Origin of the sequence: Actinokineospora enzanensis DSM 44649, from assembly GCF_000374445.1 — a bacterium.
Lineage (GTDB): Bacteria > Actinomycetota > Actinomycetes > Mycobacteriales > Pseudonocardiaceae > Actinokineospora > Actinokineospora enzanensis.
Genome location: NZ_KB894421.1, coordinates 44,990 through 56,831, shown reverse-complemented (window position 1 = coordinate 56,831; position 11,842 = coordinate 44,990). Strand labels below are relative to the sequence as shown.

The following is an 11,842-nucleotide window of genomic DNA, read 5'->3' as shown; positions in this document are numbered from 1 at the left end:
ACATCAGACGAGATTCCTCACCGGGGGGCGGTATGAGCGATTACCGTGATCGGCGATGAGCAGAAACCGCGTCGCGGGGCTCAAGCACCGCGCCACGCTCCCGAACAACGACGTCACCCCGCTGGTGCCCAAGGGCCTCCGGGTGGCCGCCGCGCTGTCCTGGCGGTTCCTGGTGATCATCGGCGCGCTGTACGTGGTCATCTGGCTGCTGGGCTACTTCGCCCACGTGGTGATCCCGGTGGCGATCGCTTTACTGCTCGCGGCGCTGATGGCCCCTGGCGTGAGCAAGCTGGTCGAGTGGCGGGTGCCGCGGGCGCTGGCCACCGCGATCGTGCTGATCGGCGGGCTGGCCATCGTCGGCGGCGTGCTGACCTTCGTCATCACCGAGTTCACCAGCGGCCTGCCGCAGCTGCAGGACCAGGTCAACCACAGTCTCGACGCGATCAAGGACTGGCTGTCCAATGGCCCGCTGCACCTGCGCAAGGACCAGATCCAGTCGTTCATCCAGAACGCCATCGACACCATCAAGACCAACCAGTCGGCGATCACCTCGGGCGCCATCACCACCGCGGCGACCATCGGCGAGGTGCTCACCGGGCTGCTGCTGACCCTGTTCATCCTGATCTTCTTCCTGTTCGACGGCGGCGGCATCTGGCGGTTCGTGGTCCGCGCGGTGCCCGCCCCGGTCCGCGACCGGGTCGACGTGGCGGGCAAGCGCGGCTTCTCCTCGCTGGTCAGCTACGTGCGGGCGACCGCGGCGGTGGCCGTGTTCGACGCGGTCGGCATCGGCATCGGACTGTGGATCGTCGGCGTGCCGCTGGTGGTGCCGCTGGCCGCGCTGGTGTTCCTCACCGCGTTCATCCCGATCATCGGGGCGCTGGTGGCGGGCACCGTGGCGGTGCTGATCGCGCTGGTCGCCAACGGGTTCGTGTCCGCGCTGGTGGTGCTGGCGATCGTGATCGGCATCATGCAGATCGAGAGCCATGTGCTGCAGCCGTGGCTGCTCGGCCGGGCGGTGAAGCTGCACCCGCTGGCGGTCGTGCTGGCCATCGGCGTCGGCCTGCTGGCCGCGGGCATCGCGGGCGCGCTGTTGTCGGTGCCGCTGCTGGCCGTGCTCAACGCGGGCATCCGCTCGCTGATCAACGAGGGCGGTACGGATCCGGACCAGGTGGACGTGCTCGACGACGCCGGTTCACAGCCCAACGCGGTGGACGACGACGAGGAGTACCCGGAGCCTGCCGGACCATGACCCGCGCGACGGCAGGCTCGGTGCGCAAGGACGCGCTCAAGCCCCTATGGCGTGCGTCGGTCCTGCTGCGGGTGATCACGTTGCTGTTCGCCGCCGCCGTGGTGGTCCAGCACGGCGGCGAGTACGCGAGCGCCGCGTTGGCCTGGGTGACGATCGCCGCGATGGCGGTGTGGACGCTCGCCACCTCCCTGGTCTACCTGCGGATGGACCGGGTCCGGCTCTGGTTCACCATCGTCGACCTTGGCCTGTGCTGCCTGTTGATGTCCGCGTCCCGGCTGGTGCTGACCGACCAGCAGCGGACCGTGACAGCGGTGCCGCTGGTGACCACGATCTGGGTGACCGCGGTGGTGGCGGTGGGCGCGGTGCGCTCCGGCATGGTCGGCGGCACGGCGTTCGGCGCGGTGGTGTCGCTGTTCAACTACGGCGTGCGCGGCTACGTCGACACCGACCTGACCCGGGACCTGGTCCTGCTGGTCGGCATCGGGTTCGTGGTCGGGCTGGCCTCGACCACCTCGAAGCAGTCGGCCGAGCGGCTGGCCATGGCGATGCGCGCGGAGGCGGCCACCGCCGAGCGGGAGCGGCTGGCCAGGACCATCCACGACAGCGTGCTGCAGGTGCTGGCCAGGGTCCGCAAGCGCGGCCGCGAGCTGGGCGGCGAGGCGGCCGAGCTGGCCGAGCTCGCCGGTCGGCAGGAGGTGGCGCTGCGGGCGTTAGTCGCCGCCGCGCCGCTGGAGACCGACAACGGCCGCGCGGACCTGCGGCCCCGGCTGCAGGTGCTGATGACCGACCGGCACCAGGTGTCGGTGCCCGGCACCCCGGTCATGGTCGCCGAGTCGGCCGCCGCCGAGCTGGCCTTCCTGGTGCGCGAGGCGCTGGAGAACGTGGACCGGCACGCGGGCGCGACCGCGCGGGCCTGGGTGCTGCTGGAGGACCTTGGCGCGGAGATCGTGCTGAGCGTGCGCGACGACGGGGTGGGCATCCCGGCAGGCAGGCTCGCCGCGGCCGAGTCCGAAGGCAGGCTCGGCATCGCCCGCTCCATCCGCGGCCGGGTGGCCGAGCTGGGCGGGTCGGTGCACCTGGAGACGGGGCCGCGGGTGGGCACCGAGTGGGAGATCCGGATCCCCAACGCAGGGAGGGCGCGGTGACGACGAGCGGACCGGTATCGGTGATGGTGGTCGACGACCACCCGATGTGGCGCGACGGGGTGGCCAGGGACCTGGCCGAACGCGGGTTCGACGTGCGCGCCACCGCGGCCGACGCCACCTCGGCGGTGCGCATCGCGCGCACGGTGCGGCCGGACGTGGTGCTGATGGACCTGAACCTGGGCGCCGAGTCCGGGGTGGACGCGACCAGGGAGATCACCTCCGGGCTGACCGGCACCCGGGTGCTGGTGCTCTCCGCCAGCGGCGAGCACAGCGACGTGCTGGAGGCGGTGAAGGCGGGCGCCTCCGGCTACCTGGTGAAATCGGCGTCGGCGGAGGAGCTGGTCGACGCGGTCGGCCGCACCGCGGCGGGCGACGCGGTGTTCACCGCCGGGCTGGCCGGGCTGGTGCTGGGGGAGTACCGGCGGATGGCGGCCGGGCCGGAGGACACCACCGCGCCCCGGCTCACCGAGCGGGAGACCGAGGTGCTGCGGCTGGTCGCCAAGGGGCTGACCGCGCGGCAGATAGCCGACCGGCTGGTGCTCTCGCACCGCACGGTGGAGAACCATGTGCAGTCGACGCTGCGCAAGCTGCAGCTGCACAACCGCGTCGAGCTGGCCAGGTACGCGATCGAACACGGCCTGGACTCCGGTCCGGACGCTAACCTGGACGGGTGAGCAGCGAGCCCCCCGCCCCGATCAGCCCGCGGGACTTCCGGGTGTCCGACGCCGAGCGCGAGCACGTCGTCGGCGTGCTGCAGAAGGCCATCGGCCACGGCATGCTCACCCTGGACGAGTTCACCGCGCGCACCGACACGGCGCTGGCGGCGAAGACCCGCGCCGAGCTGAACGCGGTGCTGGTCGACCTGCCCGGGGTGGTCAACCGCGAGCCCGGCAGCCCTACCGCGGTGCCGCCGATCGAGTACCGCACGGTGATGTCGTCGAGCAAGCGCGAGGGCCCGTGGGTGGTGCCGCGGGAGATGTCGGTGCACAACCGGATGGGCTCCAGCGAGTTCGACTTCACCGAGGCGGTGATCTCGCACGCCGAGGTGCACATCCGGCTGGACGTGGCGGGCGGCGCGGTCGACCTGCTGCTGCCCGCGAACGCCAGCTGCGACTCGCACGGCGTGGAGGTCGTGGCGGGCTCGGTTGAGGACAAGTCGGGCGGCGGTGGCGCGAGCGGACCGCGGTTCATCCTCACCGGTCGGGTGAAAGCGGGCGCGGTGCACATCCGCCGCCCCTCCTACACCCACCTGGGGCCGATCACCATCCGCAGGCCGTGGAAGGTCAGCTGGGGCGGCAGCTGAGCTGCCCGAGCGCCCGCACTCCCGATCGGCTGTGCAGCCGCGCTCACAACGCAGTGCAGAAACTTCCGATGGACCGCGCCGCATGACGGGGTGAGACTCCGAGGCAGGGGCAACGACGCCCCCGCTGGAGGACAGAGACGTGAAGGCACTGGTCAAACCGGCCCCGGGACCGGGCCTGGAACTGCTGGACGTGCCCGACCCCGCGCCCGGCCCTGGTGAGGTTCTGGTGCGGGTGCTGCGCACCGGCATCTGCGGCACCGACCTGCACATCGACTCCTGGGACGACTGGGCCGCCCGGACCGTGCACGCGCCGCTGGTGCTCGGCCACGAGTTCGTCGGCCGGGTCGTGGAGGTCGGCGCGGCGGTCACCACCGTCGCGGTCGGCGACCTGGTCAGCGGCGAGGGACACCTGGTGTGCGGGAAGTGCCGCAACTGCCTGGCCGGACGGCGCCACCTGTGCGCCAACACGGTGGGCCTGGGCGTGCACACGAACGGCGCGTTCGCCGAGTACGCGGTGCTGCCGGAGGCCAACGCCTGGGTGCACCGGCACGAGGTCGACCTGGACGTGGCCGCGATCTTCGACCCGTTCGGCAACGCGGTGCACACCGCGCTGTCGTTCCCGGTGCTCGGCGAGGACGTGCTGATCACCGGCGCGGGCCCGATCGGGCTGATGGCCGCCGCGGTGGCCAGGCACGCGGGCGCCCGGCACGTGGTGATCACCGACGTGAGCGCGCCCAGGCTGGAGCTGGCCGCCAAGATCGGCGTGGACCTGGCGCTGGACGTCGGCTCGACCCCGGTGTCCGCGGTGTACCCGGGGCTGGCCATGTCGGAGGGCTTCGACGTCGGCATGGAGATGTCCGGGCAGCCATCGGCGCTGCGCGAGATGATCGCCAACATGACGCACGGCGGCCGGATCGCCATGCTCGGCCTGCCCGCACGGGAGATCGCCGTGGACTTCAGCGCGGTGGTGCTGAAGATGATCACGATCAAGGGCATCTACGGCCGGGAGATGTTCGAGACCTGGTACGCCATGTCCGTGCTGTTGCAGGCCGGGCTGGACATCACCCCGGTGATCACGCACCGGTTCGACCACACCGACCACGCCGAGGCCTTCGCCACCGCCCGCAGCGGGAAGTGCGGCAAGGTCATCCTGAACTGGGACTAGGAGAGCCGATGTACGGCGCTATGCGCGGAGACCTGCTCGGCGCGCTGGACGAGATCCGCTCGGCGGGCCTGTACAAGGGCGAGCGGGTGATCACCTCGCCGCAGCGGGCCGCGGTCGAGGTGGGCGGCGCGCGACCGGTGCTGAACTTCTGCGCCAACAACTACCTCGGTCTGGCCGACCACCCGGACCTGGTGGCGGCGGCGAAGCGGGCGCTGGACGAGTGGGGCTTCGGGATGGCCTCGGTGCGGTTCATCTGCGGCACCCAGGCCCCGCACAAGGAGCTGGAGGCGCGGATCTCCCGGTTCCTTGGCACCGCGGACACCATCCTGTACAGCTCCTGCTTCGACGCCAACGGCGGGCTGTTCGAGACGCTGCTGACCGAGCGGGACGTGGTGATCTCCGACGAGCTCAACCACGCGTCGATCATCGACGGCATCCGGCTGTGCAAGGCGGGCCGCAAGCGCTACGCGAACCGGAACATGGCCGACCTGGAGCGGCAGCTGAAGGAGTCGGCCGACGCCCGCTACCGGCTGATCGCCACCGACGGCGTGTTCTCCATGGACGGCTACCTGGCCCCGCTTGACGAGATCTGCGACCTCGCCGAGCGGTACGACGCGCTGGTCATGGTGGACGACTCGCACGCGGTCGGCTTCATGGGCCCGACCGGGCGCGGCACCCCGGAGCACTTCGGCGTCGGCGACCGCGTCGACATCTACACCGGCACCCTGGGCAAGGCGCTCGGCGGCGCCAGCGGCGGCTACACCTCCGGCCACGCGGAGATCGTCGAGATGCTGCGCCAGCGGTCCCGCCCGTACCTGTTCTCCAACTCGCTGGCCCCGTCGATCACCGGTGCGGCGCTGGCGGTGCTCGACCTGCTGGACTCGTCCCGCGAGCTGCTGACCCGGCTGCGGGAGAACAGCGCGTTGTTCCGCTCCAGGATGACCGAGGCCGGTTTCGACCTGCTCCCCGGCGAACACCCGATCATCCCGGTGATGATCGGCGACGCCGCACGCGCGAGCCGGATGGCGGATCTCTTGCTCGACCAGGGCGTCTACGTGATCGGCTTCTCCTACCCGGTGGTCCCGCACGGCAAGGCCAGGATCCGCACCCAGATGTCCGCCGCGCACTCCACGGATGATGTCCACCGCGCGGTCGACGCGTTCATCGCCGCCCGATCCAAGATAGACGACTGACCTGCCACCATGGACGGGTGATCGACCCTCGACGGCTGCGGGTGCTGCGCGCGCTCGCCGACCACGGCACGGTGACCGCGGCGGGCGCGGCCCTGCACCTGACCCCGTCGGCGGTCTCGCAGCAGCTGGCGGCGCTGGAGTCGGAGGTCGGCCAAGAGCTGCTGCGCCGCAAGGGCAGGCGGGTCTGGCTGACCCCGGCGGGCGACCTGCTGCTGGAGCACGCGGACGCGGTGCTGGCCGAGCTGGACCGGGCCGAGGCCCGGCTGGCCGCCTTCGGCTCTGGCAGCTTCGGCCAGGTCAGGGTGGCGTCGTTCGCCTCGGCCATCACCCAGGTCGTGGCGCCCGCGATCACCGCACTGCGCGCGGCCGCCCCCGGCGTGACGGTGGTGGTGCGCGACGCGGAGGCGCACCGGAGCCTGCCCATGCTGCTCGATGGCGAAATCGACATCGCGATCACCATGCACACCCACCCGGACACCGAGCCGCGCATCGTCCGCGACCCGCTGTACGCGGAGCCGTTCGACGCGGTCCTGCCGCCACACCACCCGCTGCTGGGCAAGCCCGAGATCAGCCTGTCCGACCTGGCGCCGGACGACTGGGTGGTCCCGCTGCCCGGCAACCCGTGCCGTGACCTGCTGCTGTCGGCGTGCGAGTCGGCCGGTTTCACCCCGCGCGTCAGCCACACCTCGGACGACTTCACCGCCCAGGCCGCCCTGGTCACCGCGGGCGTGGGCGTCGCGCTGATCCCGCGCGCCGCCCTCCGCTGCGACCCGACCCGCGTCATCCCGGTCGCCGCCCCGCAGCCCCAGCGCAAGGTCTTCGCCGCGATCCGGCAGGGCCGCGAGACCCACCCGTTGATCGCCACGGTCCGCCAGGCCCTGATCACCGCCGCCACGTCCTGAAAACTTTCTCGGCCGCCGATGTCGAGAACCCGGGACCGGCACCGTCCCCGGGGTGCGCGCGACCACAATGGGTCGCACCAGCACCGAGGAGATCCACCATGGCGAAGTACCTGCTGCTCAAGCACTACCGCGGCGCTCCCACCCCGGTCAACGACGTGCCGATGGCCCAGTGGACCGAGGCGGAGATCTCCGCGCACCTGCAGTACATGCGCGACTTCGCCGACCGGCTGAAGGAGACCGGCGAGTTCGTCGACGCCCAGGCGCTCGCCCAGGAGGGCACCTTCGTCCGCTACGACGGCGAGGGCCGCCCGCCGATCACCGACGGCCCGTTCGCCGAGACCAAGGACCTCATCGCGGGCTGGATGATCATCGACGTGGACAGCTACGAGCGCGCGGTGGAACTGACCGGCGAGCTGTCCGCGGCCCCCGGCGCGGGCGGCAAGCCGATCCACGAGTGGCTGGAGCTGCGCCCGTTCTACGGTGTCCAGCAGCCTGCCATCACCGAGTGAGCTTCGAGATGGACGAGGCCCTCCTGCGGAGCCTCACCCCGCACGTCCTCAGCATCCTCGTCCGCCGCGGAGCCGACTTCGCGGCGGCCGAGGACGCTGTGCAGGACGCCCTGGTCGAGGCCCTGCGCAGCTGGCGGACCGAGCCACCCCGGGACCCCAAGGGCTGGCTGATCACCGTCGGCTGGCGCAAGTTCCTGGACACCACCAGGTCCGACGCCGCCCGCCGCAGGCGTGAGGACAGCGTCGACGAGGAACCCGACCCGGGCCCGACCCAGGACGTGGACGACACCCTCCAGCTGTACTTCCTGTGCGCCCACCCGTCGCTGACCCCGTCCTCGGCGGTCGCCCTCACCCTCCGCGCCGTCGGCGGCCTCACCACCCGCCAGATCGCCCAGGCCTACCTGGTCCCCGAGGCCACCATGGCCCAGCGCATCAGCCGCGCGAAACGCACCGTCGCGGGCACGCGCCTCAACCAGGCAGGCGACGTGGCCACCGTGCTGCGGGTGCTGTACCTGGTGTTCAACGAGGGCTACTCGGGCGACATCGACCTGGCCGCCGAGGCCATCCGCCTCACCCGCCTGCTGGCGAGGTCGATCTCCCACCCCGAGGTGGCAGGCCTGCTGGCGTTGATGCTCCTGCACCACGCCCGCCGCCCCGCCCGAACCGCCCCGGACGGCAGTCTGGTCCCGCTGGCCGCCCAGGACCGCGCCCGCTGGGACACGACGCTGATCACCGAGGGCATCGAGATCCTCCAGGCAGCCCTGGCCCAAGACCGCCTTGGCGAGTTCCAGGCCCAGGCGGCCATCGCCGCCCTGCACGCCGACGCCCGGACCGCGGCGGAGACGGACTGGCCACAAATCGTCGAGTGGTACGACGAGCTGGCGGAACTCACCGACAGCCCCATCGTCCACCTGAACCGCGCCGTGGCCATCACCGAGGCCGACGGCCCCCGGGCAGGCTTGGCCGCCCTGGCTCCCCTGGACGACTCCCTGCCACGCCACACCGCCGTCGCCGCCTACCTCCACGAACGCGACGGCGACCTGGATGCCGCCGCCCGGCTGTACGCGGAAGCCGCCGCCAAGGCCCCCAACCTGGCCGAACGCGACCACCTCACCCGCCAGGCCGCCCGCCTCAACAACCGCGCATAGCCCCACCCGAACAATTCGCACGAACATCTGTTTCCCGCGCGCTACAGTGTTACTCATGCAAGTAACAGAGCAGGCGCGCCGGAACCAGATCACCCGGGCGACCATCGAGGTCATCGCCGAACACGGCTACCGACGAACCTCGTTCGCGCAGATCGTGGCGCACGCGGGGCTCAGCAGCACCCGCCTGATCTCCTACCACTTCAACGGAAAGGACGACCTGATGATGTCGGTCCTCATCGCCGCAATCGGCACCGTCGACGAGGTCATGACCGCCCGGCTCGCCGAGGTCACCGACCGCACCGAGATGCTCCGCTCCTACATCGAGACCCAGGTCGACCTGCTGCGCACCCACCCCGACCAGATCAAGGCCATCCGCGAGATCACCACCAACGTCCCGGACCTACAGCCGGTCCTGCGCGACTTCCGCACCGGCAGGCTCGAACGCCAACTGACCCAGGGCCAACGAGAAGGCACCTTCGGCACCTTCAACGTCACGGTCATGGCCCGCACCATCGCGAACGGCATCGACGCCGCCACCGCCGAACCCGACTACGGCCCCGAACTGGCCGACCTCTTCATCCGGGCCTGCGCCGCATAAGCCAGATAGTCGGGACCGGTCGGGTACGACGGCTGCGCCCACGAACGACACCGCGCCGCCGGGCAGCACCCGGACGTCCGAGCCGAGCACGGTCTCCCCGCCGCGCGGCCGCCGGGGCACCGCGACGACCAGATCCGCGTTGGCCGAGCCCGCTACCACAATTTCGGCGTCCACGACATCGACCCTAGTCAGCGCCCGTTGCCATAAGCGAACGTGCGCATGTGTGAACGATCGGGTAGCCGAATGGCTCCGTAGTGCCACACTGTGCGTCAGTTGTGACGCGCCCCATGGGTGCGCTAGACCCCGGCACGCACGTGCCGGGTGCGTTGTCACCGGCGCCGGTCGTGTAGCCCCCCGAGCGATCGGCGCCGGTGCCGGCGCTCAGCCGACCGAGGTGAGCTCACGCTCCTCCGGTCGTTCGACCTCCGAGAGCCCCGCGCGTTCCTGGAGCCTGCGCAGCGGACCGGGGGCCCACCAGGCGGCGTCACCGAGCAGCCGGAGCACCGCGGGCACCAGCAGCATCCGCACCACGGTGGCGTCCAGCAGCAGGGCGACGATCATGCCGAGGCCGATGAACCGCATGCTGGCCAACGACGACATCCCGAACGCGCCGGTCACCACGCCCAGCAGCAGGGCGGCCGCGGTGATCATCCGACCGGTGCGGACCAACCCGGTGCGCACCGCCTCGCGGGTGGACTGACCCGCGTGCCGGGCCTCGACCATGCGCGACAACAGGAATGTCTCGTAGTCGGTCGACAGGCCGAACACGACCGCGCCGATCAGCACCATCATCCCGGCCTGCGCGGGCTGCGGCGTCACGTTCAGCAGGTCGACGCCGTGCCCTTCCTGGAACACGAACACCAGCACGCCGAAGGTGGCCGACAGGCTCAGCGCGCTCATCACCACCGCCTTCACCGGCAGCAGCACGGATCCAAACGCCAGGAACATCAGCACCAGCGTGGCCAACACCAGGATGCCGACCATCCACGGCACCCGGTCGACGATGCCCTGCACCGAGTCGGCCACCAGCGCCGGGTAGCCGCCGACCAGCACCTCAGCGCTGGACGGGATGGCACGCAGCCGGTGCAGCGCGTCGCCTGCCTCGGTGGACAGCGCGTCCACGGTCAGCGGCACGGTGAGCACCACGACGTTGCCGCCCGCCCCGGTCGGCCGCGCGTCGGCGACCCCGGGCACCTCGTGCGCCGCCTGGGCGTAGGCCTGCACGATGGCCTGGTCCGGCGGCGCGTCGGCACCGCGCAGCACGACCTTCACCATGTTGTTGCTGGCGGCCGGGAAGTTGGCGGCGATGGCCTCGGCGGTGGCGCGGTGCGGGTCGCCGGGCGGCAGCTGCTTCTCGTTGGCGCCGCCGAACTGGGCGTTGCCGAACGGCAGGGCGAGCGCGACCAGCACGGCGAGGATCGGCGCCACAAACCAGACCGGCTTGCGCATCACGGTGTCCGCGATCCGGCCGAGCAGTCGGGACTCGCCGCCGGTCGCACCACGCCGCCACGGCAGCGAGAGCTTGTCCACGCGGTGCCCGAGGATCGCCAGCAGCGCGGGCAGCAGGGTGAGCGAGACGATCGCGGCGATGGCGACCGCGGACATGCCGCCGTAGGCCATGGACTTGAGGAAGTCCATCGGGAACACGAGCAGTCCGGCCAGCGCGATCACCAGCAGTGTCGCGGAGAACGCGACCGTGCGGCCCGCGGTGGCGACGGTGCGCTGGACGGCCTGGGCGGGGGTGCGGCCCGCGGCGAGCTCCTCGCGGAAGCGGCCGACGGTGAACAGGCCGTAGTCGATGGCCATGCCCAGGCCGAGCAGGGTGGCGACGTTGACCGCGAAGGTGTTGACCTCCAGGCCCAGGCTGAGCAGCCGCAGCACGCCCAGCGCGCCGAAGATGGCCAGGCCGCCGACCAGCACCGGCAGCGCGGCCGCGACCAGGCTGCCGAAGATCAGCACGAGCAGGATCAGGGTGACCGGCAGCGAGATGGCCTCGGCCACGGCCAGGTCGGAGTTGGACCGCTCGGTCATCGCCTGCTCGGTCGGCACCTTGCCGCCGACCTGGGTGGGCACGCCGTCGACCGGCAGTGCCTTCTCGATCTTGGCGAAGTTGGCGTGCTTGGTGTCGAAGTCCTCGCCCGCCAACGTGATCGTGGCCATGGCGAGGTGCTTGTCCGGACTGGCGAGCGCGGGTTGGCGCGCGGTCCAGTAGTCGACCCGCTCGGCGATGGCGTCCGCGGGTAACGCGGCGAGCGCGGCGGTCACCCGCTTGGCCACGTCCGGGTCATCCATGTTCGTGCCCGCGGGCGCGGTGTAGAGGAGCACGATGTCGGCGGGCTTCTGCCCGAGCTGCTCCTCGACGATCTTGTTCACCCGGGACGACTCGCTCGCCGGGTCCTCGTAGCCGCCCTGGGTCAGCTTGCCGAACACACCCAGCCCCCACAGCCCGGCACCGAGGGTGGCGACGAGCACGGTGACCAGCACTATCCAGCGCCTACGGTGGATCACCGATCCCCATGATGCGAACATGGCATTCCTCCCAAACGCCGGACCGGCGACAACAACCGGCCCGAACCGGGCGGGAGTTAACACCGTTTACTAGAGCGCACGGTACCCACCGGCCGGGCTGC

General features: G+C 71.3%; 11 protein-coding genes. 10 read left to right on the top strand and 1 reads right to left on the bottom strand.

Annotated features, from left to right (window positions below):
• The first annotated feature begins 55 nt into the window (after window positions 1-55).
• The 10 genes from C503_RS0121470 to C503_RS0121425 all read left to right on the top strand — a co-directional run bounded on the left by C503_RS0121470 (window position 56) and on the right by C503_RS0121425 (window position 9,212).
• Window positions 56-1,249, top strand: a complete 1,194-nt coding sequence (locus C503_RS0121470) for an AI-2E family transporter (protein WP_018684282.1) — start codon at window positions 56-58, stop codon at window positions 1,247-1,249.
• Window positions 1,246-2,394: a MacS family sensor histidine kinase gene (gene macS / locus C503_RS0121465; RefSeq protein ID WP_018684281.1), complete on the top strand. Its 1,149-nt coding sequence runs from the start codon at window positions 1,246-1,248 to the stop codon at window positions 2,392-2,394. Before C503_RS0121470 ends, macS begins: the two co-directional genes overlap by 4 nt.
• Window positions 2,395-2,417: 23 nt before the next feature.
• The gene (locus C503_RS0121460) at window positions 2,418-3,068 is read left to right on the top strand and encodes a response regulator (protein WP_033400894.1); all 651 of its coding nucleotides are present in this window, start codon (window positions 2,418-2,420) and stop codon (window positions 3,066-3,068) included.
• Entirely contained in the window at window positions 3,065-3,697 is a 633-nt protein-coding gene (locus tag C503_RS0121455) for a DUF1707 SHOCT-like domain-containing protein (RefSeq protein ID WP_018684279.1), read from the top strand. Before C503_RS0121460 ends, C503_RS0121455 begins: the two co-directional genes overlap by 4 nt.
• Window positions 3,698-3,836: 139 nt before the next feature.
• Complete coding sequence (tdh, locus tag C503_RS0121450) at window positions 3,837-4,862, top strand: L-threonine 3-dehydrogenase (protein WP_018684278.1); 1,026 nt, start codon at window positions 3,837-3,839, stop codon at window positions 4,860-4,862.
• Between the two features lie 8 nt (window positions 4,863-4,870).
• Window positions 4,871-6,055, top strand: a complete 1,185-nt coding sequence (locus C503_RS0121445; RefSeq protein WP_018684277.1) for a glycine C-acetyltransferase — start codon at window positions 4,871-4,873, stop codon at window positions 6,053-6,055.
• A 17-nt stretch (window positions 6,056-6,072) separates the two neighbouring features.
• A complete protein-coding gene (locus tag C503_RS0121440) occupies window positions 6,073-6,957 on the top strand; it encodes a LysR family transcriptional regulator (protein ID WP_018684276.1) in 885 nt (294 codons plus the stop codon).
• Between the two features lie 98 nt (window positions 6,958-7,055).
• Entirely contained in the window at window positions 7,056-7,466 is a 411-nt protein-coding gene (locus tag C503_RS0121435) for a YciI family protein (RefSeq protein WP_018684275.1), read from the top strand.
• Window positions 7,467-7,474: 8 nt separating this feature from the next.
• Entirely contained in the window at window positions 7,475-8,614 is a 1,140-nt protein-coding gene (locus C503_RS0121430) for an RNA polymerase sigma factor (protein WP_026316546.1), read from the top strand.
• 55 nt (window positions 8,615-8,669) lie between these two features.
• Window positions 8,670-9,212, top strand: a complete 543-nt coding sequence (locus C503_RS0121425; RefSeq protein WP_018684273.1) for a TetR/AcrR family transcriptional regulator — start codon at window positions 8,670-8,672, stop codon at window positions 9,210-9,212.
• A 381-nt stretch (window positions 9,213-9,593) separates the two neighbouring features.
• Here C503_RS0121425 and C503_RS40255 read toward each other — a convergent pair whose 3' ends face one another.
• Window positions 9,594-11,720, bottom strand: a complete 2,127-nt coding sequence (locus C503_RS40255; RefSeq protein ID WP_245572554.1) for an MMPL family transporter — start codon at window positions 11,718-11,720, stop codon at window positions 9,594-9,596.
• Between the last annotated feature and the right edge of the window lie 122 nt (window positions 11,721-11,842).